This is a genomic window from Streptomyces sp. NPDC096012, assembly GCF_040426375.1.
Taxonomy (GTDB): Bacteria; Actinomycetota; Actinomycetes; order Streptomycetales; family Streptomycetaceae; genus Streptomyces.
In genome coordinates, this window is the sequence record NZ_JBEOTD010000028.1 from 94577 (window position 1) to 118503 (window position 23927).

The 23927-nt window shown below is 74.0% G+C and carries 23 protein-coding genes; 14 read left to right on the plus strand and 9 right to left on the minus strand.

Going from position 1 to position 23927, the window contains the following annotated elements; translation table 11 throughout:
* Window positions 1-10 precede the first annotated feature (10 nt).
* Window positions 11-1039, plus strand: coding sequence for an LLM class flavin-dependent oxidoreductase (locus ABVB68_RS24975; protein ID WP_353603380.1), 1029 nt, complete (start codon window positions 11-13; stop codon window positions 1037-1039).
* 49 nt (window positions 1040-1088) lie between these two features.
* On the opposite strand, the gene ABVB68_RS24980 is transcribed toward ABVB68_RS24975, so the two are convergent.
* Window positions 1089-2063, minus strand: a complete 975-nt coding sequence (locus ABVB68_RS24980; protein WP_353603356.1) for a TauD/TfdA dioxygenase family protein — start codon at window positions 2061-2063, stop codon at window positions 1089-1091.
* 253 nt (window positions 2064-2316) lie between these two features.
* Between ABVB68_RS24980 and ABVB68_RS24985 the strand changes: the two genes are divergently transcribed.
* From ABVB68_RS24985 to ligD (ABVB68_RS24995), 3 genes are all read left to right on the plus strand, one after another.
* Complete coding sequence (locus tag ABVB68_RS24985) at window positions 2317-3081, plus strand: YoaK family protein (RefSeq protein ID WP_353603357.1); 765 nt, start codon at window positions 2317-2319, stop codon at window positions 3079-3081.
* Between the two features lie 309 nt (window positions 3082-3390).
* Window positions 3391-3996 carry a DNA polymerase ligase N-terminal domain-containing protein gene (locus ABVB68_RS24990; protein ID WP_353603358.1) on the plus strand — a complete coding sequence of 202 codons (606 nt, stop codon included), beginning with the start codon at window positions 3391-3393 and terminating at the stop codon, window positions 3994-3996.
* A 5-nt stretch (window positions 3997-4001) separates the two neighbouring features.
* The gene (ligD, locus tag ABVB68_RS24995; protein ID WP_353603359.1) at window positions 4002-5012 is read left to right on the plus strand and encodes a non-homologous end-joining DNA ligase; all 1011 of its coding nucleotides are present in this window, start codon (window positions 4002-4004) and stop codon (window positions 5010-5012) included.
* 311 nt (window positions 5013-5323) lie between these two features.
* Here ligD (ABVB68_RS24995) and ABVB68_RS25000 read toward each other — a convergent pair whose 3' ends face one another.
* From ABVB68_RS25000 to ABVB68_RS25010, 3 genes are all read right to left on the minus strand, one after another.
* Complete coding sequence (locus ABVB68_RS25000; protein WP_353603360.1) at window positions 5324-7654, minus strand: SpoIIE family protein phosphatase; 2331 nt, start codon at window positions 7652-7654, stop codon at window positions 5324-5326.
* Window positions 7655-7891: 237 nt separating this feature from the next.
* Window positions 7892-8359: a peroxiredoxin gene (locus ABVB68_RS25005; protein ID WP_353603361.1), complete on the minus strand. Its 468-nt coding sequence runs from the start codon at window positions 8357-8359 to the stop codon at window positions 7892-7894.
* Entirely contained in the window at window positions 8356-8736 is a 381-nt protein-coding gene (locus ABVB68_RS25010) for a DoxX family protein (protein ID WP_353603362.1), read from the minus strand. The genes ABVB68_RS25005 and ABVB68_RS25010 overlap by 4 nt, the downstream gene beginning before the upstream one ends.
* A gap of 456 nt (window positions 8737-9192) precedes the next feature.
* Here ABVB68_RS25010 and ABVB68_RS25015 point away from each other — a divergent pair, with 456 nt between their 5' ends.
* The 4 genes from ABVB68_RS25015 (at window position 9193) to ABVB68_RS25030 (ending at window position 12960) form a co-directional block, all read left to right on the plus strand.
* Window positions 9193-9786, plus strand: a complete 594-nt coding sequence (locus tag ABVB68_RS25015) for a hypothetical protein (RefSeq protein WP_353603363.1) — start codon at window positions 9193-9195, stop codon at window positions 9784-9786.
* Between the two features lie 188 nt (window positions 9787-9974).
* A complete protein-coding gene (locus ABVB68_RS25020) occupies window positions 9975-10736 on the plus strand; it encodes an XRE family transcriptional regulator (protein WP_353603364.1) in 762 nt (253 codons plus the stop codon).
* Window positions 10737-10933: 197 nt separating this feature from the next.
* Window positions 10934-11692 carry an IclR family transcriptional regulator gene (locus ABVB68_RS25025; protein WP_353603365.1) on the plus strand — a complete coding sequence of 253 codons (759 nt, stop codon included), beginning with the start codon at window positions 10934-10936 and terminating at the stop codon, window positions 11690-11692.
* Window positions 11693-11787: 95 nt separating this feature from the next.
* Window positions 11788-12960: a PP2C family protein-serine/threonine phosphatase gene (locus ABVB68_RS25030; protein WP_503006232.1), complete on the plus strand. Its 1173-nt coding sequence runs from the start codon at window positions 11788-11790 to the stop codon at window positions 12958-12960.
* On the opposite strand, the gene ABVB68_RS25035 is transcribed toward ABVB68_RS25030, so the two are convergent.
* Window positions 12957-13319: an ATP-binding protein gene (locus tag ABVB68_RS25035; RefSeq protein ID WP_353603366.1), complete on the minus strand. Its 363-nt coding sequence runs from the start codon at window positions 13317-13319 to the stop codon at window positions 12957-12959. The two genes, ABVB68_RS25030 and ABVB68_RS25035, sit on opposite strands and share 4 nt — an antisense overlap.
* 252 nt (window positions 13320-13571) lie before the next feature.
* Between ABVB68_RS25035 and ABVB68_RS25040 the strand changes: the two genes are divergently transcribed.
* The 4 genes from ABVB68_RS25040 (at window position 13572) to hemC (ending at window position 18347) form a co-directional block, all read left to right on the plus strand.
* On the plus strand, window positions 13572-14339 hold the full coding sequence (locus tag ABVB68_RS25040; RefSeq protein ID WP_353603367.1) for an IclR family transcriptional regulator: 768 nt from the start codon (window positions 13572-13574) through the stop codon (window positions 14337-14339).
* A 45-nt stretch (window positions 14340-14384) separates the two neighbouring features.
* The gene (glpK, locus tag ABVB68_RS25045) at window positions 14385-15899 is read left to right on the plus strand and encodes a glycerol kinase GlpK (protein WP_353603368.1); all 1515 of its coding nucleotides are present in this window, start codon (window positions 14385-14387) and stop codon (window positions 15897-15899) included.
* 296 nt (window positions 15900-16195) lie between these two features.
* A complete protein-coding gene (gene ligD / locus ABVB68_RS25050) occupies window positions 16196-17176 on the plus strand; it encodes a non-homologous end-joining DNA ligase (RefSeq protein ID WP_353603382.1) in 981 nt (326 codons plus the stop codon).
* 235 nt (window positions 17177-17411) lie between these two features.
* The gene (gene hemC, locus ABVB68_RS25055; RefSeq protein WP_353603369.1) at window positions 17412-18347 is read left to right on the plus strand and encodes a hydroxymethylbilane synthase; all 936 of its coding nucleotides are present in this window, start codon (window positions 17412-17414) and stop codon (window positions 18345-18347) included.
* Between the two features lie 202 nt (window positions 18348-18549).
* Here the strand turns inward: hemC and ABVB68_RS25060 are convergent, their stop codons facing one another.
* The 4 genes from ABVB68_RS25060 to ABVB68_RS25075 all read right to left on the minus strand — a co-directional run bounded on the left by ABVB68_RS25060 (window position 18550) and on the right by ABVB68_RS25075 (window position 21447).
* On the minus strand, window positions 18550-19074 hold the full coding sequence (locus ABVB68_RS25060; RefSeq protein ID WP_353603370.1) for a hypothetical protein: 525 nt from the start codon (window positions 19072-19074) through the stop codon (window positions 18550-18552).
* Window positions 19075-19290: 216 nt separating this feature from the next.
* Complete coding sequence (locus tag ABVB68_RS25065) at window positions 19291-20151, minus strand: ABC transporter permease (RefSeq protein ID WP_353603371.1); 861 nt, start codon at window positions 20149-20151, stop codon at window positions 19291-19293.
* Window positions 20111-20965, minus strand: coding sequence for an ABC transporter ATP-binding protein (locus ABVB68_RS25070; RefSeq protein WP_503006234.1), 855 nt, complete (start codon window positions 20963-20965; stop codon window positions 20111-20113). Before ABVB68_RS25070 ends, ABVB68_RS25065 begins: the two co-directional genes overlap by 41 nt.
* 26 nt (window positions 20966-20991) lie before the next feature.
* Complete coding sequence (locus ABVB68_RS25075) at window positions 20992-21447, minus strand: MarR family winged helix-turn-helix transcriptional regulator (RefSeq protein ID WP_353603372.1); 456 nt, start codon at window positions 21445-21447, stop codon at window positions 20992-20994.
* A gap of 466 nt (window positions 21448-21913) precedes the next feature.
* On the opposite strand from ABVB68_RS25075, the gene ABVB68_RS25080 reads away from it, so the two are divergent.
* Both ABVB68_RS25080 and ABVB68_RS25085 read left to right on the plus strand, forming a co-directional pair.
* Window positions 21914-22711 (plus strand): RNA polymerase sigma factor SigF, encoded by a 798-nt coding sequence (locus tag ABVB68_RS25080; RefSeq protein WP_353603373.1) that lies wholly within the window; start codon window positions 21914-21916, stop codon window positions 22709-22711.
* A gap of 221 nt (window positions 22712-22932) precedes the next feature.
* The gene (locus ABVB68_RS25085; protein ID WP_353603374.1) at window positions 22933-23757 is read left to right on the plus strand and encodes a VOC family protein; all 825 of its coding nucleotides are present in this window, start codon (window positions 22933-22935) and stop codon (window positions 23755-23757) included.
* Window positions 23758-23927 lie beyond the last annotated feature (170 nt).

Genomic DNA, 23927 nt, shown 5'->3' on the forward strand with positions numbered 1-23927 from the left:
GGAGGAGCCCGTGCCGTCCACCCCTCGGCCCCTGCGCAGGCTGGGCTTCCTCACGATCGGCCTGTTCGACGCGGCGGACCCGGCCCGGGGCCACGAGTCCACGCTGGAGATCATCGAGCTGGGCGAGCGGCTCGGCTTCGACAGCGCCTGGGTCCGCCACCGCCATCTGCAGTACGGCATCTCGTCACCGGTCGCCGTCCTGGCGGCCGCCTCGCAGCGCACCCGGCGCATCGAGTTGGGCACCGCGGTGATCCCGCTGGGCTGGGAGAACCCGCTGCGGCTGGCCGAGGACCTGGCGACCGTCGACATCCTGTCCGGCGGCCGGCTGAACCCGGGCGTCAGCGTCGGGCCGCCCACGCACTACGAGCAGGTCAGGAACGCCCTGTACCCGGACACCGGGGACGCGGAGGACTTCGGTCACGAGCGGGTGCGGCGGCTGCTGGACCTGGTGCGCGGCAAGCCCGCCTCCGACTTCAGCGGGGTCGAGGGCTTCGAGACCTTCTCGGACGTGGTCCAGCCGCACTCCCCCGGGCTCGGCCGGCGCCTGTGGTACGGCGGCGGCAGCCTCGGTTCGGCCCGCTGGGCGGGCGAGCACGGGATGAACTTCCTGACCAGCAGCGTCGTCAAGGCCGGGGACACGGACGCCGCGCCGGACTTCGCCGAGATCCAGCTGTCCCACATCCGGGAGTTCCGGGCGCACCACCCGGACGGCGAGGCGGCCCGGGTCTCGCAGGGCCTGGTGGTGATCCCCACGGACTCGGCGACGCCGGAGCAGCGTGCCAAGTACGCGGACTACGCGGCGCGGCGCCTGCCCCGCACGGCCGCCCCGCAGGGTCCGGCACGGCTGCTGTTCGCGCCGGACCTGGTCGGCACCTCGCAGGAGCTGGCCGAACGACTGCACGCCCACGCCGCATTCCGTGAGGTCGACGAGGTGGCGTTCGCGCTGCCGTTCAGCTTCGACCACGAGGACTACGTGCAGATTCTCACGGACATGGCGACGAAGCTGGGCCCGGCGCTGGGCAGACGGCCGGCGGGCTGACCGACGCCCCGCGCCGGTGGACGGGTGCGGGCGGCTCGCCCGCACCCGTTCACCAGCGGCCCGCCACCGTCCCCGTGACCGCTTCGGAGGGCCTTCCGTCCACACCCACGGGCACGTCTCCGGCGAGCATCACCCGGTGCATGATCCGGGGATGGCCCAGGTGGGCGTTGTCGCCGGGGGCGAGATGGACGGTGGCCCGGTTGTCCCAGAAGGCGACGCTTCCGGGCTCCCAGCGGAAGCGGACCGTGTACTCGGGGCGCACGACCTGCTCCAGCAGCATCTCCAGCAGCGCCGCGCTCTCCGGGCGGGAGACGTCCACGATCTGCTCCAGGTAGTAGCCGTTGACGAACAGCACCCGCTCGCCGGTCTCCGGGTGCACCCGGACCAGCGGGTGCACGGAGGCGACCTGATGGTCCAGCAGATGGCGCAGGTAGGCGTCGTCGCCGGGCCGGGGCTGATAACCGACGCCGAGCCGGTGCTCGGCGCGCAGCCCGTCCACGAAGGCGCGGACCGGCGCCGACAGCCCGGCGTAGGCGGCGGCCAGGTTGGCCCAGGTGGTGTCGCCGCCGTAGGGCGGGACGGTCTCCGCGCGCAGGACGGTCGCGGCCGGCGGGTCGATCCGGGCGCCGTGGTCGCAGTGCCAGCCGCGCAGCAGGGTGTGCCGGCGCCGCCGCAGCCACTCCTCGTGCTCCATGCCGAACCGGCCGCCCAGCTCCAGGCGGTCCGCGGTGGTCTCCACCTCCGGGAAGCCGGCCGGTGAGGCGCTGCCCCGCCGGGCGAGGACGACCGGTTCCCCGAAGCGGCGGGCGAAGGCGACATGCCCGGCGTGGTCGAGCCGCTGCCCGCGGAAGAAGACCACCTTCCACCGCAGCACGGCCTGCCGGACCAGGGCCACCACGGCGGGGGCGAGGGGCGCCGCGAGGTCGACGCCGGTGATCTCGGCGCCGATGTGCCCGGCGACCGGTTTCACCTCCACGCCCTCGACCCGCTCCGTGTGCTCCGCAGTGGCCCTGTGCGTCGTCATGCGCGCTCCGATGCTCGTCGGTACCGGCTCACCACGATCGTGGCACCTCCGTCCCCCGCACGGCGAACTGCGGTACCGCGACCTCGGTACGCGGCCTCCCGGACGCAGCCGTACCGGCCGCCCACCCGCCGTCCGCCCCTCCACCCGCCGGCGGCCCCGGCGGTCTGCGCGGAAACGGTTCCGGATGCGGGGCGCGGTGCGGCACCGGAAGATGGGAGCGGCGGGCGCGCCCGGGGCCGGCAGGCCGATCCGGATGTTCGCCCCTTCCCTGCTGAGCGGTCGATCGGCGGACGACGTGAACGGTGAACCGGCGCGCACGCACGTCCGTATCGCCGTCGTCCTCTTCGCGCTGACCGTGATCGCGGGCGCCGTCGACGCCATCACCTTTCTCGGGCTCGGGCACGCGTTCGCCGCGCTGACGACCGGCAACGTGCTGTTCCTCGGGTTCGGGGTGGTGAGGGCGGGGACACCGGTCGCCCGGCCCGCCGAGGCCCTCGCGGCCTTCGTGGCCGGGACCGTGGCCGCCCATCTGGTCGTCACCCGGCTCGACCGTGGCGGGCGCCGGTGGTTCGTGCCCGCGCTCTGCCTGGAGGCGGCGACGGTGCTGCTCGCCGGGCTGACCGTGGTGGGTGTGAGCGGGCGGCGCACTCCCCCGGAGTTCGCCACGGCCATCGCCGTCGCGCTGCTCGCCGCCGCCATGGGATGGCGCAGTCGCGTGATGATGCAGGCGGGCATCCCCGACATGCCGACGACGGTCCTGCAGATCACCCTGGTCAAGTTCCTCTCCGGCCTGCTGCCGGGCCGTTCGGCCGCGGCCCGGGAGCCCGTGCTGCCCCAGGCGCGCCGGTTGGGCACCGTCCTCGGTGTCTTCGTCGGCGGAGTCACCGGTGCCCTGCTGCTGCGCCTCGGTCCCGGCCCGGCGCTGTTGTGCGTGGCGGCACTGTCGGGCGGTGTCGCGGCCGGCTACGCCGGGGCCCGCCGCCTGCGGCCCCCGCCGGACTCCGCACGGGTGCGGTGACCGGCCGCTCGTCCAGGCGTTCCGCGGCGATGCCGGGCGAGGGCACGCGCTGAGGCTGCCGAGGATGTCCCGTCGGAGCGCGGCCACGCGCCCGGCCGGGCAGGGGGCGCGCGGCCGGGCAGGGCGGTGTGGTGCGCGCGGTCGGGCAGGGGGGGCGTGGTGCGCGCGGCCGGGCAGGGGGGTGTGGTGCGCGCGGCCGGGCAGGGGGGGCGTGGTGCGCGCGGCCCGCCGGACGGGCGGTGCTGCCTGAGTGCCGCGGTGCGGGGTACCCGGAGGCCGGCGAAACGGACGTACCGGAGGGAGCCGCAGGTGGCAGCGGAGGACCGGCTGCGGAAGTACCGCGGCAAGCGAGACTTCGAGCGGACCCGCGAGCCGTCGGGCCAGGCGGCCGGGGACGTGGGCGAGGAACCCCGCTTCGTGGTGCAGATCCACGACGCGCGCCGGATGCACTTCGACTTCCGGCTCGAGGTCGACGGCGTCCTGAAGTCCTGGTCGATCCCCAAGGGGCCGTCCACCGACCCCGGGGACAAACGGCTGGCCGTGCCGACCGAGGACCATCCGCTGGACTACGAGAACTTCGAGGGCGTGATCCCCCCGGGCGAGTACGGCGGCGGCACCGTGATCGTATGGGACCACGGGACCTACGAGCCGCTCAGCCACGACCGCCGGGGGCGTCCGGTGGACTTCGCGGAGTCGCTGGAGCGCGGGCACGCCACCTTCCGGCTGCACGGCAGGAAGCTGCACGGCGAGTACGCCCTCACCCGCTTCCGGAGCGGCGACGACGAGGAGGCCTGGCTGCTGGTGCGCAAGGGCCCGGCGCGGTCGGACAGGCACGGCACGCCGGATCCCCGGCGGGCCCGCTCGGTGCGCACCGGGCGCACCCTCGCCCAGGTCGCGGCCGCCGGCGACGGGTGACGGCGGTGCCCGGGCTGCTCGACACCCTGCCCGCGGAGCTGCGGCGGCTGCTGCGGCCGGCCGCGCCGGGCGCCGAACTGGCGGCCACCCCGATGCTGGCGACACTCAGCGACCGGCGGGAGTTCGGCGAGGGCTGGGTGTTCGAACGGAAGCTGGACGGGGTCCGGCTGCTGGCGGTGCGCGAGGGCGACCGGGTACGGCTGCTCTCCCGCACCGGGCAGCGGCTGAACGACACCTACCCCGAGATCGTGGCGGCGCTCGCCGCGCAGGAGTGCGCGGACTTCGTCGTGGACGGCGAGGTGGTGGCGTTCTCCGGGGGCCGTACCGACTTCGCGCGGCTGCAGCGGCGGATGGGGCTGACCCGGCTCCGGGACATCGAGGCGTCCGGGGTCGCGGTGACGTACTACGTCTTCGACCTGCTGCGTCTGGACGGCGCCGACACCCGCCGACTGCCCCTGCGGACACGCAAGTCACTGCTGCGCCGGGCGCTGACCTACCGGCCGCCGCTGCGGCTGACCCCGCATCGCAACGCGGGCGGCGCCGAGTTGCTGGCCGACGCCTGCGGCCGGGGCTGGGAGGGGCTGATCGCCAAGCGGGCCGACGGGGCGTACCGGCCCCGCAGGTCCACGGACTGGCTGAAGCTCAAGTGCGAGCAGGCACAGGAGTTCGTGATCGGCGGGTTCACCGAACCGGCCGGCAGCCGGGTCGGGCTGGGTGCGCTGCTGCTCGGCCATTACGAGGGCGACCGGCTGCGTTACGCGGGCAAGGTCGGCACCGGCTTCGACCGGCGCACCCTGCTGGCGCTGCGCGAACGGCTGGACGGGCTGCGCCGGGACACCTCTCCCTTCTCCGGGGTGGTGCGGGAGCCGCGGGCCCGCTGGACGGAGCCGGAGCTGGTCGCACAGGTCGCGTTCACCGAGTGGACCCGGGACGGGATGCTGCGCCATCCGCGGTTCCTCGGGCTGCGCGAGGAAAAGAGTCCCCGGGACGTGGTGCGGGAGCGCGCCGCGGCCTGAACCCCGATCACGGGTCCGGGACCCGGCCGGTGTGCCGGGGGCCCGTCGTAGATGTCGCAGACCGCGCGGCCGCGGCAGGCCGCCGCGTACGCCGTGCGACCGCAGCAGGCCGCCCGCATACGCCGTACGACCGCTGCAAACAGGCCGTGTACGCCGTCCGACCACCGCAGACAGTCCGCGTACGCCGTACGACCACCGCAGGCAGGCCGCGTACGCCGTCCGACCACCGCAGACAGTCCGCGTACGCCGTACGACCACCGCAGGCAGGCCGCGTATTCGTTGCGACCGCAGCAGGAAGTCCCGCCCCGTGATCAGGTGTCGGGCAACGGTTGTTCCGCCCAGATCGTCTTGCCGCTGCCCGTCTGCCGGCTGCCCCAGCGCTGGGTGAGCTGGGCGACGAGGAGCAGTCCGCGGCCGCCCTCGTCGTAGGCGTGCGCCCGGCGCAGGTGCGGCGAGGTGGAACTGCCGTCGGAGACCTCGCAGATGAGCGCGCGGTCGCGGATGAGGCGGAGCTGGATGGGCGGGGCTCCGTAGCGGATGGCGTTGGTGACCAGTTCGCTGACGACGAGTTCGGTGACGAAGGCGGTCTCCTCCAGGCCCCAGGCGGTCAGCAGCTCGTCGGCCGCCTGCCGCAGGACGGCGACCTGGGCGGGGTCGGGTGTCACGTCCCAGGTGGCGATCCGGTCGGCGCCGAGCGCCCGGGTGCGGACGAGCAGCAGGGCGACGTCGTCGTCGGGCTGGCCCGGCATGACGGCCTTCAGGACGCTGTCGGACAGCGTCTCGAGGGTGTCGGCGGGTGCGCCGAGGGCCCGGCGCAGTTCCTCGGCCGCGCCGGGCCGGTCCCGCGCCCGGTCCTCCAGCAGGCCGTCGGTGTACAGGGCGACGAGGGAGCCCTCCGGGAGTTCGAGATCCACCGCCTCGAAGGGCAGTCCGCCGACGCCGAGGGGCGGCCCTGCGGCCACGGGGACGAACTCGGCGGCGGCGCCGGGCAGTACGACGGCCGGTGCCGGATGGCCGGCGGCGGCCATCGACAGGCGGCGGGAGACGGGATCGTAGACGGCGTACAGACAGGTGGCGCCGAGCTCGGCGACCTCGTCGCCGCTGTCGCCGGCCACCAGGTGGGTGACCAGGTCGTCGAGGTGGGTGAGGAGTTCGTCCGGCGGCAGGTCCACGTCGGCGAGGGTGCGTACGGCCGTGCGCAGCCGGCCCATGGTGGCCAGGGACTGGATGCCGTGGCCGACCACGTCGCCCACGACCAGGGCGACCCGGCCCCCGGAGAGCGGGATGACGTCGATCCAGTCCCCGCCGATGCCGGCCAGTGATCCGCACGGCAGATAGCGGTGGGCCACCTCGACCGCGACCTGCCCTGGCAGGCCGCTCGGGAGCAGGCTGTGCTGGAGGGCGAGGGCGGTGGAGCGTTCGCGGGCGAAGCGGCGGGCGTTGTCGATGCAGACGGCGGCACGGCTGGCGAGCTCCTCGGCGAACACGGAGTCGTCGGGGGCGTAGTCGTCCGGGTGGGCCGAGCGGACGCAGACCGCGACGCCGAGGGTGGTGCCGCGGGCCCGCAGCGGCACCGCGATCATGGAGTGGCCGCCCTCCCGGAAGGGCCGCCCCTGGGGCGAACGCGTGTTGCGCTCCTCGAGCCACTGGACGACCCCGGGCTCACCGGCCCGGCCGAGCACCGCGTGGCCGGCGCGCAGGGCCAGGACGGGCGGTGAGAGCGGCGGATACGAATGGGTGTCGTTGATGCGCACCGCCGCTCCGGGGTTGCCCGGCCGGCTGGAACCGTGGGCGACTCGGCGCAGCACGACGGCGCCGTCCGGCAGCATCGGCGGCTCGTCCGCGCCGAGTACCCAGTCGAGCAGGTCGACGCTGGCGAAGTCGGCGTACCGCGGGACGAGGAGCTGGATCAGTTCCTCTGCGGTGCGGACCACGTCCAGGGTGGTGCCGATGCCGGCCGCGGCCTCGTTCAGCAGGGAGAGGCGGCGCCGCGCCCAGTACTGCTCGGTGTTGTCGAAGGCCGCGATCGCGACGCCGGCCAGCCGGCCCGGGGCGGCTCGCAGCGGCCACATCTCGATGCTCCAGAGATGCTCGCGGTTCAGCGCCGGGGCGCTTGCGAAGTTCTCGTAGCGGACGGGGCGGCCGGTCGCCGAGACCTCGCGGAGATGGCGCAGGAAGCCCTGGTCGGACTCGGTGCCCGGCACGGTGTCGGAGAAGAACCGGCCCGTCAGAGCGGCCTCGTCCACGCCCATCACCTTGCAGGCGGCTTCGTTGACCAGCAGATAGCGCTGCCGGAGGTCGAACACCGACATGGACATGGAGGCCTGCTCGAAGGCGCGGGCGGCGAGGAGGGTGTCCGCCGGAACGGCCGTCACGACGAAGCCGGCCGCCCGTCCGCCGTCCCCGGCCACCGGGCAGGCGGTGAGGGACAGATCGACGCGGTGGCCGTCGTGATGGCGCACGGCGACGGTCCCGGTGCGTGCGGCGAGGATGTCGGCCGGCACCTCCTCGGCCAGCAGGCCGGCCGCCGGCCGGCCCACCACCTCACCGGCGGGATGCCCGGTGAGCAGCCGCGCGCCCTCACTCCAACCGGTCACCCTGCCCTGGGCGTCCATGACCGCCATGGCGGCGACATGCTCCATATATCCAAGGATGTTCCGATTGCCCCGGTGCATCAACCGCGGAAGGGAGGGGCTGGGCGGTGGGGCGGGGCGCTGCTGGACCGGAGGGGCGGACCCCGGAAAGGCCCGGCGGGCGGGGGGCGATAGAGGGCCGATGACAGAGGAAAGGACCGGCGGGCGGGGGCGGTACAGGGCCTGTGGACGGAGCCCGGAAAGGACCGGTGGGCGCGACGGAGCACGCCCGGTGGGCGGAGCCGGTCAGGACCGGTGGGCGCGCAGGGCGGCGAGGGCGCGGTCTGCGTGGGTGTTCATGCGCAGTTCGCTGCGGACGATCTCCAGTACCGTACGGTCCTCGGCGATGACGAAGGTGGCGCGTCTGGTCGGGGCGAGGAAGAAGCCGCGCTTGACGCCGAACCGCTCACGGACCGCGCCGTCGGCGTCGGAGAGCAGCGGCATACCGAGGCCGTGCAGCCCGGCGAACTCCCGCTGCTTCTCGACACCGTCCCCGCTGATCCCCACGGGGCGGGCACCGACGTCGGCGAATTCGGCGGCGAGGTCGCGGAAGTGGCAGGCCTCGGCGGTGCAGCCGGGGGTGAGGGCGGCCGGGTAGAAGAAGAGCACCACCGGGCCCTCGGCCAGCAGCTCACCGAGCCGCCGGACGGCGCCCGTCTCGTCGGGCAGGGCGAAGTCCTCGACCTTGTCCCCGACCTGGACGCGTCCCGTCACGACCGCCCCTCCCCGTTCCGGGCGACCCCGCGGGCCCACAGGACCAGCGGCACCTGCAGCGGCAGGCGCGCCAGGGCGGCCCTGCGCTGCGGTGCGGGGCGGCGGCGCCAGTCGACGGCCATCTGCACGTTGGCCGGGAACACCCCGACGAAGAAGGCCGCCGCCGCCTTCGCGGCCACCGCACGGGTGCGGGGCGCGGCGATCCCGGCCGCCAGGGCCAGTTCGACGACTCCGCTGCCGTACGTCCAGGTGCGGGGCGAGCCCGGCAGCATCCGGGGAATGGTGGCGTCGAACTGCCGCGGGGCGGCGAAGTGGGCGACTCCTGCGGCGGCCAGCAGGCCGGCGAGCAGCAGGGGTGAACGTTCGGACCGGGACACTGTTCCTCCTCTGATGACCTGCCGCCGGATATTACTCGACAGTAGACCTGCCGCGAGGCGGTTCCCGCGACGCCGGCCTCCGGCCCGGGCCTCCCCACGACGGGAAGGGCGACGGCCCCCGTCGGCGCCGGACCGCGCCCGCAGCGACCGGGACCGCCTCCCCGCCGACCCGGACCGCGCCCCCAGCGACCCGGATCACCTCCCCGTCGACCCGGACCGCCTCCGCGTCGAACCCGGACCGCGCCCCCGTCGAACCGGACCGGCTCCCTGCCGAAGCACCGGGCGGGCTCGCCCGCCGGATACCGGACCGGACGGACCGCGGCCATGCCCGCACGTCCCGGGGGACGTCCCGGCCGTCCCCCGGGACAGGGGAACGGCATTCCCGGGGCCTGCCACGGCAAATCTGGCTCTCGTGACCACTGCTCGTGGCCACGAGAACGACAGCCGGAGGTTTCCATGATCCGACGGACTCTCAAGAGCGGAGTGCTGGGCACGATCGCGGTGCTCGCCTTCCTGCCGACGGCGACCGGCGCCGCGCCGGCGAGCGCCACGACCTCGCAGCCGGTGCCCGGCGTCACCGTGCGGCACCACCACACCCACCAGGACGGGATCCGCCTGCACGGCGGCCACCTCACGCACCGCGTCCACCAGCCGGTCCACCGCTTCGGGCACCAGGTGCGCCGGATGCACCACCTTGCCCCGCGGACGCCGGCGTACCGCCGGGCCGTGCCCGGCACGTCGTACCGCCTCGTCACGGCCGGTCTCGTGTCGCACCGCGCCACGGCCGGCCTCACGTCACACCGCACCGCGTACCGCGTCGCCGCCACCGGCCGCGTCGTCACGCGTCACGCCCGGCTCAACGTCCGCTCCGGTCCGGGCACCGGCTATCGCGTGATCGGCCACCGGCACACCCGGCGGCTCGTCGCGCTCACCTGCAAGACCCGCGGCTCCTCGGTGTACGGCAACCGCACCTGGTACCGCCTGCCGCACCACCACGGCTACGTCTCCGCCCGCTACGTGCGCCTGAACCGCGCGCTCCCCTGGTGCTGACGGGCCCTCACCACCCCGCCCACTGACCGCCGAAGGCCCGTTCGACGACCCCCGAACGGGCCTTCGGTATGTCGCCACTCCGCGCTTCTCCCGCCTCACCGGAGTTCCAGGCGCCGCTCGAACGGGAAGCCATTCCGGCAACAGGGGCGAAATGCGCCCATAGCGGAATGGGAGTCGAGGAACGCACGATGCGGCATCCCCAAGGATCGACCACGCCGGACGGGCCACCGCCGGTGGGACTGCGCGAGCTGAAGGACCGCACGGGACTGAGTCTCGCCGCGCTGGCCGCACGCACCCCGTACAGCAAGTCCGCCTGGCACCGCTATCTCTCCGGCGCCCAGCGGCCTCCCAGGGCGGCGGTGGCGGCCCTGTGCCGGCTGGCCGGCGTGGATCCCGAGCCCGCACTGGCCCGGTGGGACGCCGAAGCCGCGGGGCCTCCGTCGGACCCGCCCGAGGCGCCCGCGCCGCGCCGCCGGCGCGGCTGGCTGCCGCTGTCGGCTCTCGTGCTGTGCGGTGCGGTGACCGGGCTGGCCGCCGCCTTCGCCCTGTCCGGACGCGCGGGGCCGGTGCCCGCCGCGCAGCCGCTGCCGGCGCCGCCCCGCTGCCACGGCCGCTCCTGCCAGGGCGAGTTGCCCGACGCCTCGGCCTGCGCCCGGGACGCGCAGACCCGGAGCGCGGTCACCGACGCCGGGTACGCCGTCCGGCTGCGCTACTCACCGGCCTGCGGCACCGCCTGGTCCGAGGTGCGGATCCACTCCCCGCGATCACGCGAGGTGTCCATCCGGGCGGGCCGGGACGTACTCTCGGCCAGCTATCCGGCCGACGACTCCACCGGCTACAGCAGTCCGATGCTGCCGGTGTCCTCGCCCCGGGGTGTGGAGGCATGCGCCGAGGTGGACGAAGAGCTGGCCTGCACGGGGCTGGACGTGGAGCCCGGCCCCCGGGAGTGACCCACCCACGCGACGAGCGCCGCCGGCGACAACCGGCCCGGGCCCGGTGCCACGGGCCGCGACCGGACGCCGCGCCCCCACCGTCACGCGACCTCACCGCCCGGGCCCGCCCACCACCGCACCGCCTCGGCACCGTCTCGCCGCCACACCGTGCCGCCCCCCTTGCCCCCGCCGGATGCCCGGAGCAGGCTGGGGCTATGGGCGCTCAGGACGGTCCCACGCTCATCGCATCCGTCCAGCGGGCCTTCCGTTTGCTGGAAGCGGTGAGCGCCCACAGCAACGGCGCACCGGCGAAGCAACTGGCACGCGAGACGCAGCTGCCGCTGGCGACCGCCTACCACCTGCTGCGCACGCTCGTCCACGACGGATACGCGCGGAAACTGGACGACGGCGGTTTCGTCCTGGGCGACAAACTGAGCCACCTGTCCGTTGTGGGCGGCGCGCAGACGCTGCTCAACCGCGCCCGTCCGGCGCTGGCCGCCCTGCGGGACGAGCTGTCCAGCGCCACCTACCTCACGTTCTACGAGGAGGGAGAGATCCGGGTCGCCGAGATCGTCGACGGCCCCCGCACACCGCGGGCGGATCTCTGGGTGGGCTTCGAGGATGCCGGACACGCCACCGCACTCGGCAAGTCCGTGCTGCGCGAACTGGACGAGGACGGCCGCCGGGAGTACCTGTCCCGGCACCACCTCGCCGATCTCACGCCCCGGACCATCACCAGCCTTCCGGAGCTGCTCCGCAGGATCGAGTCGTCGCCCCTGGCGCCGGCCGTCACGGACCTGGAGGAGTACACGCTCGGCACCGTGTGCGTCGCCGTACCCGTCTACCGGGGGGACACACTGGGCTCGCTCGGCGTCTCCATGCCGGCGGAGCGGCAGGTCGCGCTCGAGGACGTCCGGGCCCGGCTGCTGTCCGTCGCGAGCCGGGTGACCAGGAGCCTCTCGCTCACTATCTGAAATTCCGCGCCTTGTGGCCGCCCGTTCCGCCACGTTTCCTGGACGAAAGGGACATTCCGGGTGTGCACCCGTACAGATGAGGACTGCGGAACAGCATGAGCAAGGCCCGAATCCACGGCGGCGACCACGCGTCGACGCCGCTGTCCGCAACCCGTGCCGCCGGCGTCCGGGCGCGGGTCCCCCGCGCCGCCGGGCAGCTGGCGGCGGGCATGCCCGTGCTGCCGGTACTGGTCCTCGTCGGTGTCCTGATCGTCTGCGTCGCCGGGGGGACGGGCGCGACCTGGCTGCCGCTGCTGGCGGCCGGGCCCGCGCTGGCGGCGGCCACCAACGGGCCGCGGGGCGTGCTCTGCGTCGGTCTCCTCGCCGCGGTGACGGGCGCGGCGCTGGGCATCGCGCACGAGGTTCCTCCCCGCGAGCTGGCGGCCATGCTGTCCGCCGTCCTCGCCGTCGCCGCGGCGAGCGGTCTGGCCAGCGCGTTGCGCGGCCGCCGTGAGCGGGTCCTCGCGGCCGTCCGCTCGGTCGCCGAGGCCGCCCAGCACGCCCTGCTCCAGCCCGTCCCCGAGACCGTCGGCCCCTTCCAGGTGGCCGTTCGCTACAGCGCCGCAGCGGCGGAGGCCCGGATCGGCGGGGACCTCTACGCCCTGGTGCCGACGCCGCACGGGATCAGGCTGATCGTCGGCGACGTGCGCGGCAAGGGGCTGCCCGCCGTGGGGACGGCGGCGCTGGTGCTCGGGGTGTTCCGCGAGGCCGCCTACGACGAGCCCGACCTGCTCGCCGTCGTCGGCAGGATCGAGCGGAGCCTGGCGCGCAACCTCGGCCCCGACGACTTCGTCACCGCCGTGGTCGCCGGACACCGCCGTTCGGGGCAGCTGGAGATCGTCAACTGCGGGCACGCGCCTCCGCTGCTGATATCCGCCTCGGGAGAGGTCAGGGCGCTGGAGTCCGGCCACCCCTCGCCGCCGCTCGGGCTGCGCGCCCTGTCGGGCCAGGCCCCCCGCCTGCAGCGGCTGCCCTTCGCCGTGGGGGAGCAACTGCTGCTCCACACCGACGGCGTCACCGAGGCCCGCGATCACGCGCGCGCGTTCTATCCACTGGCCGAGGGGGTGGCCCGCCATGTCTGCGACGAGCCGGCTCGCACCCTCACCGCGTTGCACGACGAACTCCTGGCCCATGTGGGCGGCCGGCTGCACGACGACGCCGCCCTGCTCCTGCTCCGCAAGACCGCGGACGAGCCGGTTCCCGTGCCGTCCCGGGCATCCGCGCTCTAGAAGGCGACGAGTTCGGCCCAGCGGGTGATGCCGGCCGGGTGGGTGCGTATGCCGTGACGCGTCGCCAGGGCGTGCACGATCGCCTCGCCCCGGCCGTGCTCGTCCGGGTCGATCCCGGCCGGGGAACGGCCCGGCGGAAGTGTGGGCCCCGCGTCCGTGATCTCGACCCGCAGGGTGCCGTCGCCGTCACCCCCCGTCCACGACAGCCGCAGCACGGCCGGCGGCCGGGCGTGGATGATCGCGTTGGTGGCCAGTTCCGACACCACCAGGAGCGAGTCCTCGACGATCTCGGGGCTCACGCTCCACTCGGCGAGGACCGCGGCGACCCGCCGGCGGACGGCCGGGACGGCGCCGGCCACGGGCGGCACCGGACACACGTGTTCGCATGCCGCCCGAAACAGCGTGTTGAGCTGTGCCGCCATGTTCTCTCCCGGGGTGAGGATGTGCTGCCGGTCGTGCGCCGCCTTCCGGCGCGTTTCAGGCCTTCGTGCACGCTATGGACACAAGTCGGGCTGGTCAATGAACGATGGTCGGCATTACCGAACGGGGCCGTCCTCCCGGCGTCCCGCCGTCCACGGGCGGCGTGTACGAGTCGGTAATAGGCTCGCCTCATGACGGGCCCGGTCCAGTCGATCGAAAGGGCGGCGGCGATCCTGCGCCTGCTCGCCGGTGGGCCTCGCCGGCTCGGGCTCGGCGAGGTGGCCGCGTCGCTCGGGCTGGCGAAGGGGACCGCCCACGGCATTCTGCGCACACTCCAGCACGTGGACTTCGTGGAGCAGGACGCGGCGACCGGAAAGTACCAGCTCGGAGCGGCCCTGCTGCATCTCGGCACCAGCTACCTGGACGTCAACGAGCTGCGCTCCCGCTCTCTCAACTGGGCGGACGCCCTGGCCGCCCGCAGCGGGGAGGCGGTACGCCTCGGCACGCCCCTGGAGGGCAGGGTGCTCGTCGTCCACCATGTGTTCCGGCCGGACGACACCTTCCAGACCCTGGACGTCGGCTCACTGCTGCCGTTGCACGCCTCCTCGCTCGGCAAGGTGCTGCTGGCCTACGGGGCCGCGACCGTCGATCCGGACCAGGCCCCGGGGCTGGAGGCGTACACCCGGCACACCCTGGTCGACGCCGAGCGGCTGACCCGGGCGCTCGCCGAGGTCAGGGAGGTCGGATGGGCCGCGGAGACCCAGGAGATGAGCATGGGCGAGGCCGGGCTCGCCGCGCCGATCCGCGGCCACGGCGGGCTCGTCGTCGGCGCCATCGGGCTGTCCGGTCCGGTCGAGCGGGTCTGCGACGGCCGGGGCCACCCCCGCCCGCCCCTGATCACCCTGATCCGGGAGGCCGCGCGGGCGGTCTCCCGGGATCTGGGAGCCGCCCGCTGGTAGGCCAGGACAGCCGCCCCCTCGATCCGTCGGAAGGCAGACCCGATCATGGCAGAACGGTACGTAATGTCCATCGATCAGGGCACCAACTCGACCCGATGCATCCTCTTCGACCACCGCGGGCGCCTGGTCTCGGTCGCACAGAGGGAGCACCAGCAGCACTTCCCCCGCCCCGGGTGGGTCGAGCACGACGCCGTCGAGATCTGGCAGAACCTGCGACGGGTGGTACCCGAGGCCCTGTCCGAAGCCGGGGTGGACACCGGGCAGGTCACCGCCATCGGCCTGGCCAACCAGCGGGAGACGACGGTGCTCTGGGACCGGCGGACCGGCACCCCGCTGTGCCGGGCGATCGTCTGGCAGGACACCCGCACGGCGTCCCTCGTCGACGACCTCGCACGGCACCCCGGAGAGGCCTTCTTCCTGCGGCGGTGCGCTCTGTCGCCCTCCACCTACTTCTCGGCGCTGCGGATCCGGTGGCTGTTCGACCACGTGAAGGGGATCGAGCAGCGCGCGCGGGACGGCGACGTGCTGTTCGGCACGATGGAGAGCTGGCTGATCTGGAATCTCACCGGAGGCCCCGGCAGCGGCCTGCACATCACCGACGCCACCAACGCCAGCCGCACGATGCTGATGAACATCCGCACGCTCGACTGGGACGACGAGCTGCTGGACTTCTTCGGAGTGCCCCGCTCGATGCTGCCCGAGATCAGGTCTTCCGCCGAGACCTACGGGGAGGCCCGCTCGCTGCTGCCCGGTGTCTCCATCACGGCCGCCCTCGGCGACCAGCAGGCCGCCCTCTTCGGCCAGACCTGTTTCTCCCCGGGCGACGCCAAGTGCACCTACGGGACGGGCAGCTTCCTGCTGCTGAACACGGGCGGCGACATCGTGCGCTCCCGGCACGGTCTCCTCACGACCGTCGCCTACAAGATCGGGGACCAGCGGCCGGTGTACGCCCTGGAAGGGTCGATCGCCGTCACCGGCGCCCTCGTCCAGTGGTTCCGTGACCGCTTGGGCCTGATCAGCAGCGCCCCGGAGATCGAGACGCTCGCGCGGACGGTCCAGGACAACGGCGGGTGCTACATCGTCCCCGCCTTCTCGGGCCTGTTCGCTCCCCGCTGGCGCAGCGACGCGCGCGGGGTCATCGTCGGGCTCACCTCGTACGTCACCAAGGGGCACCTGGCGCGTGCCGTCCTGGAGGCCACCGGGTGGCAGACACGGGAAGTGGTCGACGCGATGAACGCCGACTCCCCCCTCGGGCTGCGGGAGCTGAAGGTGGACGGGGGCATGACGGCGAACAACCTGCTCATGCAGTTCGTGGCCGACGTGCTCGACGTGCCCGTGGTGCGGCCCATGGTCGCCGAGACGGTCTCCCTCGGCGCCGCCTACGCCGCCGGGCTCGCCGCCGGCTACTGGCCGGACCTCGAAGTGCTGCGCCGCAACTGGCACCGGGCCGCCCAGTGGCTGCCCGGCATGGATCCCCAGCTGCGAAAGTCGGAGTACGACAACTGGCAGCGGGCCGTCGAACGGTCCCTGGACTGGGCCCGGCAACCGCGACCGGACTGACCGGCCCGCCCCGACCGGTCGCTCCGCGGCCACCGGGCACGCCCGGCACGCCGTCCGCCGATCCGGAGCCCGTGCGCTCATCGGCCCGTCTTCGGCGGGAGCGGGGTCAGCGGGTGGGCCGGACCGGTGAGGGCAGCGGGTGGACCCGACCGGCGGGGGACGGCGGCGTGCCGGCACCCGTGGCCCCGCGGCCGTCGACGGAAGCGGTCGGCTGAGGCCGGGCCCGTTCAGGCGAACCGGTGGCGAAAGGAGCGTGCGGGTCCGGGCGGCGGTCGAGACCTTCAGCCGTGACCGTCGTGAACCTGCCGCTCGTCCCGCCGATGCTCGCCACTCCCGGCAGGCTGCCGCCCGCCTCCCAGGACGGGCGGTGGGCCTACGAGACCAAGCAGGACGGCCAGCGGGTGATGGTCTACCTGCCCGGTGACGGCAGTGTGCTGCTGCGCGCACGCTCGGGCGAGGACATCACCGCGGCCTACCCCGAACTGCAGGCGCTGGGTACCGCACTGACCGGGACACCCGCCGTCCTGGACGGCGAGGTGCTGGCCCTGGACGAGCACGGCCGGGCCGATTTCCAGCTGCTGCAGAGCCGGATGGGCCTCGCGCACGCCCCCGCGCGTGCGGCACGCCGGGCCACCCGGGTGCCGGTGCACCTGGTGCTGTTCGACGTGCCGTACCTGGCGGAGTCACTGGTACGGCTGCCGTACGTACGACGCCGGGAACGGCTGCGGGAGCTGGCGCTGGCGGGGCCGTACTGGTCGACGCCGGGGGCCGTGACCGGGCATGGCGCCGAGGCGCTCGCGGCGACCCGGGAGCACGGGCTGGAGGGCCTGGTGTGCAAGCGGCTGGACTCGGTGTACGAGCCGGGGACGCGGTCCCGGGCCTGGATCAAGATCCGGAACATGCGGGCCGAGGACGTGATCATCGGCGGCTGGCTCCCCGGCAAGGGGCGGCTGACCGGGCTGCCGGGCGCGGTGCTGGTCGGTCAGCGGGCGGGCGGCCGGCTGCGGTACGTCGGCGGGGTCGGCACCGGCTGGAGCGAGACGGAACGGACCGAGCTGGCACGGCTGTTGCGGGCCGCCGCGAGCAGCCGGTGCCCCTTCGACCCCGCGCCCCGGATCGCGGACGCCCACTGGGTGCTGCCCCGGCTGGTCGGCGAGGTCGGCTACAGCACCCGTACCCGGTCCGGGATGCTGCGCCAGCCGTCCTGGCTCCGGCTGCGCCCGGACCTCGCGCCCGAGGAGTCTGCGGCGGACCTGCCGGACGGCGGCGGGCGGTGAGGCCGTGAAGCGGCGGCCCGGACCCCCCTGCCGGCCGCCGGGCACGCGGCCGGCGGTCGACCGCATGCCGGGCGGTGGTCGACCGGGGGCCGGGCCGGGTCGAGCGTTGCCGCCCCTGGCCTTCTGCTTACGGCAGCGACCTCTCGCTCACCGGCCTGCTCGACCAAACCCAGGTCGCGCACGTCATGCTGTGACCGGGCCCAAGGCGCGGGGCGCCAGGGTCTATCGTGGCCCCATGTCTGCGCCGGAACTGATCCGCATCGTCTCCCGTGATTCGCCGATGGCCCTGGCCCAGGTCGAGCGTGTCCGCGCCGAGTTCGCCGTCCTGCACCCGGGTGTGCGGACCGAGGTCGTGCCGGTGAAGACGACCGGTGACAAGTGGATGGGCGATCTCTCCCAGGTCGAGGGCAAGGGTGCGTTCACCAAGGAGGTGGACGCCGCCCTGCTGGCCGGGGAGGCGGACCTCGCGGTGCACTGCGTCAAGGACGTGCCCGCCGACCGCCCCCTGCCCGCCGGGACGGTGTTCGCCGCCTTCCTGAAACGGGACGACGTCCGGGACGCGTTGGTGCACCCGGGCGGGCTGACCCTGGACGAGCTGCCCGACGGCACCCGGATCGGCACCTCCTCGGTGCGCCGGATCGCCCAGCTGGCCGCCACGCACCCGCAGCTGCAGTGCGTGCCGTTCCGCGGCAACGCCAACCGCCGGCTGGAGAAGCTGGCCGCCGGTGAGGCGGACGCGCTGCTGCTGGCGGTGTCCGGCCTGGAGCGCATCGGCCGCACGGACGTCATCAGCGAGGTGCTGTCACCGGAGACGATGATGCCGCCGATCGGCGCGGGCATCCTCGCTCTGCAGTGCCGGGAGGACGACGCCGAACTGATCGACGCGGTCAGCGGGCTGGGCGACCCGGCGACCCATCGCGAGGCCACGGCCGAGCGGATGTTCCTGCACGTGCTGCAGGGCCACTGCAACAGCCCGATCGCCGGCTACGCGCGCGTGGACCGCAGTGGCGAACTCTCCCTGCGCGCCTGCGTGTTCACCCCGGACGGCAAGACCCGGCTGAACGCCCACGAGTGGGCGGGCCGGCTGGACCCGGCCACGTTGGGCACGTCGGTGGCGGTGGCGCTGCTGCGGCAGGGCGCCCGGGAGATCATCGACGGCATCGCGCACTGACCGTACCGGGCGGCGTCGACGCGCATCGCCCACGCACCGTACGGGCGGCATGGACGTGCACCGCCCACTGGCCGTGCGGACGGCATCGACGCGCACCGCCCACGCACCGTACGGGTGGCATCGACGCGCACCGCCCACGCACCGTGCGGGGGGCATGGACGTGCACCGCCCACTGGCCGTGCGAACGGCACCGCCGCCCGCGTCAGGCGGTGCCGGGCTCCGTCTGGTCCCTCAGGAACGCGCTGACCTGGTGGGCCAGGCCGGCCTGGCCGCTGCCGGCGGGGGCGGCCGCGGTGGCCCCCTCCACGACGCCGATCCCGCCCGTCCACAGCCGGCGGTCCGTCCACTCCTCGTCCACCCTCAGCTGCACCTGCACGTCCACGTGGCAGAGGGCGGCCTCGGGCGCGGCGGCGTAGAGGACGGCGGTGGCCCGGCGCAGCGGATAGACGTCGAAGCCCTCGATGAACTGGGAGTTGCGCCAGTCGATGAAGGCGCCCTCGCCGTCGGGGCCGACCCGGACGTCGAGCTGGCCGTCCTCCAGATGGATGCCGTAGTGGCGCTCGCCGCGGTTCTCGACGGTGACCCGGATGCTGAAGTACGTCAGCCCGTCGGCGGCGTCGTCGCGTCCACGCGGCGGCTCGGCCGCCTCCAGACGGTGGACGCGGACCCGCAGACCGGCATGCTCGTCGTACTCGTGCCAGTCCCCGACCACGTTCGGCTCGTACACAGTGCCCCTCTCGACCTTCGAGAGCAGCTGTCTATCTGTGTGCCGATCGCACTGTCAAATGAGCGGAATGCGCTGTGGCCAGCGGGTTCGCCCGCTTTGATCGGTGATCAAGCGCTGCCCAGGAAGAATCCGTTCACAACGGGTTCGGGCGGGGTACGCGCGCGTGCCGCACATCACGTCGCCGGCAAGATCACCGGGCGGGCGGCCGGGGGGAGATCATCGGGCGAGGCGGCCGAGCAGTGCGGAGGCCGCGGTGATGCCGAGGGCGGCGGCCACCACCAGTACCCCGAAGTCGGCGGCGAGATGTGCGGGCGTGCCGAGCAGCAGGCCGCGCAGGGCGTCGACTTGGTAGCTCAGCGGGTTGACCTTGCTGACGGCCTGCAGCCAGCCCGGCATCACCGAGACGGGGTAGAGGGCGTTGGAGCCGAAGAACAGCGGCATGGTGATCGCCTGCCCGAAGCCCATGAGGCGGTCGCGGCTGAGGACGATGCCGGCGATGGTCATCGACAGGCAGGAGAAGAACACGGAGGCGAGGACCACGGCGAGGGCGACGCCGAGCAGCCTCAGCGGATTCCAGGTGAGCGCGACACCGAGGAGGGCGGCGATGACGACGACGACGATCGCCTGCACCAGGGACTTCACGCCGGCGGCGAACGCCTTGCCGGTGATCAGCGCCGAGCGCGGGGTCGGGGTGACGAGGAGCTTGCTCAGGATGCCCGCGTCCCGCTCCCAGATGATCTGGATGCCGTAGAAGATCGCGATGAACATCGCCGACTGGGCGATGATGCCGGGCGCCATGTAGTCGATGTAGGGGATGCCGCCGGTGGGTATCGCCCGGATGCGGGTGAAGGTCTGCCCGAAGATCAGCAGCCACAGGGCGGGCTGGACGGCGCGGGTGTACAGCTCGGTGCGGTCGTGGCGCAGTTTCTGCAGTTCGACCGCGCACAGGGCGACGACCCGGGCCGGCAGCAGCCGCCAGCCGGGGCGCGGCACCGGCGGGCTGAGCAGCAGCGGGGCGCCGCCGTCGAGGTGGCCGTCAGCCGACACGGCGCGCGGTGCGGCGGGTGCTTCGGACATCGCGGAATCCTCCTCCGGAGCTGTCGTCGAGGCCACTGCCGGCGACGTCGCGGAAGACGTCCTCCAGTGTGGGCAGGGTGCCGGCGCCGTGGCGCTCGGCGAGGCCCGCCCGCAGCTCGCCCGGGGTGCCGAGGGCGCGGACGCGGCCGCGGTGCATGAGGCCGACCCGGTCGCAGTACTGGTCGGCCTCGTCCATGTAGTGGGTGGTGACCAGCACGGTCATGCCGGTGGCGGCGCGTACGGCGTTGATGTGCTCCCACACGCCGGTGCGCGCGATCGGGTCCAGGCCGATGGTCGGCTCGTCGAGGATGAGCAGTCTGGGCGCGCTGACCAGGGCCTGGGCGAGTTCGAGGCGGCGGACCATGCCGCCGGAGTAGGTGCCGGCGAGCCGGTCGGCGGCATCGGCGAGACCGACGGCGCCGAGGGCCTGGGCGACGCGCTCGGCACGCTCGCGGCGCGGCACGTCGAACACGCGGGCGAAGAGGGCGACGTTCTCCCGGCCGGTCAGCCCGCTGTCGGCGGACAGCTGCTGCGGGACGTAGCCGAGCAGGCGCCGCACCGCCATGCGTTCCCGCGCCGCGTCGTGCCCGAACACGCGGACCGTGCCCGCGGGGACGGGCAGCAGGGTGGTGATGCAGCGGATCGCCGTGGTCTTGCCGGCGCCGTTGGGCCCGAGCAGCCCGAACACCTCACCCTCCCGGACGGTCAGGTCGAGCCCGTCGACGGCGTTGGTCTCACCGAAGGCGTGGACGAGCCCGGCACAGGCGACGGCCGCGGCGGCGGTGCCCGGCGTGTCCGCGGTGTCGTTCACGATGTTCCGGCGTGGTTCCCCGGTCTCCGTCACAGGTCCTCGCTCTCCTCGTGCAGCGTGGCGGCCAGTCTGCGCAGCGCCGGCATGGCCGCGCGCAGGGCGTCCCGATCGGCGTCGTCGAGCCGCGAGACGTGCCGGACGACCAGTGCGGACCGGCGGCGCCGCCAGTCCCGCAGGCGCTTGTCCGCGGCCTCGGTCAGCAGCAGGCGGGCGGCGCGCCGGTCGGCCGGATCGGTCTCCCGGAGCAGGAATCCGTCCCGGGCGAGCTGGTTGACGAGCGTCGACACCGAGTTGCCCGCCAGGTGCAGCTCCCGGGCCGCGTCCGAGATGCCGATGCCGGGCCGTGAGCCGACCAGCCGCAGCAGCTCCACCTCGGCACCGCGCAGCCGGGGCCCGGTGAGCCCGCCGCGCAGCCGGCGCCGGATCAGCCGCTGGATGCGCACGAGGGTGTCGGCCAGCTCCTCGGAGAAGGTCTCGGGTTCCACGTCCGGGAGATTACCTCTGTTACAGAGGTAATGCCTCTCAAGAACCGGTCAAGGCCGGGCCACCCCTCCCGGCATCGCATCCCGGCTCGGGGGCGGCACCTCTCCCGGCATCCCGGTCCACGGCGGGGCCACCATCCCTCCCGCGTGTCCCGGCTCAAGCCGGCCCGTCTCTTCCCGCGCGCCCCGGCTCAAGCCGGCCCGTCTCTTCCCGCACGCCCCGGCTCAAGGTCGGCCCACCCCCTTCCTCTGCGTCCCGGTTCAGGGCCGGCCCACCTCCCCGATATCCCATATGCACCGATTGCCGGTTTCGGGATATTCGTGAGCGGGAAAACGAACAACAGTGCTTCGGACCGGAGGCACGTCCGTGGGATCCGGCCCCGCCGGGCAACCCCGGTGTCCTCTCCTGGTCCGAGCGCACCTCCCACGGTGTCTGTCCACCCAGCACCTGCCGAGAGAGGTGCGCACGATGAGTGTCACCGGCAGCACGAAGCCCCATCGTCACGACGACGCCCCCGACACGGCGGAGTCCTTCGAGCGGCTGGCGAAGTTGCCCGACTGTCCCGAGCGCCAGGCGCTGCGGGACGAACTGGTCCAGTTGTGGCTGCCCATGGCCGAGCGGATCGCGGTGCGCTTCCGCGGCCGCGGGGAGGCCCTGGAGGACCTGTACCAGGTCGCCGCACTCGGCCTGGTGAAGGCGGTGGACCACTACGATCCCGAGCGCGGCCGCGCTTTCGAGGCGTATGCGGTGCCCACGATCACCGGTGAGATCAAGCGCCACTTCCGAGACCACATGTGGACCCTGCACGTGCCCCGCCGGGTGCAGGACCTGCGCAACCGCGTCCGCTCCGCCACGAAGGAGCTGTCCCAGACCACGTCGGGCCGGGCCCCCACCGTCACCGAGATCGCCGCCTGCACCCGGCTCACCGAGGACGAGGTGCGCACCGGGATGGAGGCGCTGGAGTGCTTCTCCGCGCTGTCACTGGACGCCGAGGTGTCCGGTACGGACGGCTACGCGCTCGGGGACTCCCTCGGCGCCGCCGACCCGGGATTCGACCTCGTGGTCGACCGGGCCGCCGTCAGGCCGTGTCTGGAGGCGCTGCCCGAGCGCGAGCGCACCATCCTCTACCTGCGGTTCTTCCGGGGCATGACGCAGAGCCGGATCGCCGAGCAGCTCGGCATCTCCCAGATGCACGTCTCGCGACTGCTCAGCAGCTGCTTCGACCGGCTGCGCGAGGAACTGCTCGCCGAGGCCCGGGCACGCTGAGCGTCACCCGCCCGGCCCCCACCCAAGCCGCCCCGGCGGCCGGACCGGGGCTCACCCTCTTTTGTGGCGGGCACCCGGGCGGCGCCGTGCCGGCCCCCTCGTGGGCGAGCGGCCTGGGCATCCGCCACCCGGGGTACTCGACAGGCACATCACCCCCTTCCGGCCGGACACTGGAGCACAGACCGGTGGCCGCCAGGCCCCGAGAGCAGGACGCGACCGCCATGAACCAAGTCACCCCTGCCGGCGACGCACCGAGTGCCGGCAGCACGAGACGCAGGGATGTCATCTCCACGAACGCCGTCTTCGGCGCGCCGTGCTGGGTGAGCCTGACCAGCCGGGACCTGCAGGCCACGCAGGACTTCTACACGGCCGTACTCGGCTGGCGCTGGCGCGGCGCGAAACTCGGCGAGCACTTCCGCATCGCCCTGGCCGACGGGGTGCCGGTGGCCGGGATCGCCGCCGTCGCCGCGATGTGGCAGATGGCGGTCGCCTGGACGCCGTACTTCGCCGTCCCGGACGCCGACGTGGCCGTGGCCCGGGCCCGGGAGCGCGGCGGTACGGCGGCCGTGGGACCGCTCTCGTTCCCGCCGGGCCGGGCCGCGCTGCTCGCCGACCGGGACGGGGCGACCTTCGGCATCTGGCAGGGCGAGCTGGTGTCCAACTGGGAGACGTGGCGGCGGGCGGCACCGACGTCCATCCGGCTGCACACCCGCAACGCCTTCGACTCGGCGATCTTCTACGGCGAGATCCTCGACTGGGCCTCGGGGCAGTCCGGCTGCTGCGAGGTCGAGTACGAGGGGGGCGAGGTCGTGCTGCGCAGTCAGGGTGACGTCGTGGCGCGGATCGACTCGGGTGCCGTGGAGGCCGCCCCGGACCCCTCCGTGCGGCCGCACTGGCAGATCCACTTCGCCGTGGCCGACGTGGCGGCCTGCGCCCGCGCGGCGGAGAAGCACGGCGGCAGCGTACTGAGTGAGGGCCCGGACGAGGCGATCCTGCGCGACGCCGACGGGGCGCAGTTCACCGTGACGTCGCGCCGCGCGCACTGAGACCGCCGCCCCTGCCCCCGAAGGTCCGGGGCGGGGGCCTGTGGGCGCGCGGGCGCGGCTGTGCCGCCCCCCCGCCCCGGCGCGCGCCCCCCCGGCCCGGGGCGGCGCCCCCCAGCGCCGGCGGCCGGCCCCCCGCCCCCCCGGAAAACCCCGGCATCAATAGCAAACAC

Bases quoted from the DNA above. Each gene is read 5' to 3' on its own strand.
- ABVB68_RS24980 (WP_353603356.1), bottom strand. From the start codon at position 2,063: ATGACGACGCACAGGGCCACTGCGGAGCACACGGAGCGGGTCGAGGGC.
- ABVB68_RS24985 (WP_353603357.1), top strand. From the start codon at position 2,317: ATGTTCGCCCCTTCCCTGCTGAGCGGTCGATCGGCGGACGACGTGAAC.
- ABVB68_RS25000 (WP_353603360.1), bottom strand. From the start codon at position 7,654: ATGGAGCATGTCGCCGCCATGGCGGTCATGGACGCCCAGGGCAGGGTG.
- ABVB68_RS25015 (WP_353603363.1), top strand. From the start codon at position 9,193: ATGATCCGACGGACTCTCAAGAGCGGAGTGCTGGGCACGATCGCGGTG.
- ABVB68_RS25020 (WP_353603364.1), top strand. From the start codon at position 9,975: ATGCGGCATCCCCAAGGATCGACCACGCCGGACGGGCCACCGCCGGTG.
- ABVB68_RS25025 (WP_353603365.1), top strand. From the start codon at position 10,934: ATGGGCGCTCAGGACGGTCCCACGCTCATCGCATCCGTCCAGCGGGCC.
- ABVB68_RS25030 (WP_503006232.1), top strand. From the start codon at position 11,788: ATGAGCAAGGCCCGAATCCACGGCGGCGACCACGCGTCGACGCCGCTG.
- ABVB68_RS25040 (WP_353603367.1), top strand. From the start codon at position 13,572: ATGACGGGCCCGGTCCAGTCGATCGAAAGGGCGGCGGCGATCCTGCGC.
- glpK (WP_353603368.1), top strand. From the start codon at position 14,385: ATGGCAGAACGGTACGTAATGTCCATCGATCAGGGCACCAACTCGACC.
- hemC (WP_353603369.1), top strand. From the start codon at position 17,412: ATGTCTGCGCCGGAACTGATCCGCATCGTCTCCCGTGATTCGCCGATG.
- ABVB68_RS25065 (WP_353603371.1), bottom strand. From the start codon at position 20,151: ATGTCCGAAGCACCCGCCGCACCGCGCGCCGTGTCGGCTGACGGCCAC.
- ABVB68_RS25080 (WP_353603373.1), top strand. From the start codon at position 21,914: ATGAGTGTCACCGGCAGCACGAAGCCCCATCGTCACGACGACGCCCCC.
- ABVB68_RS25085 (WP_353603374.1), top strand. From the start codon at position 22,933: ATGAACCAAGTCACCCCTGCCGGCGACGCACCGAGTGCCGGCAGCACG.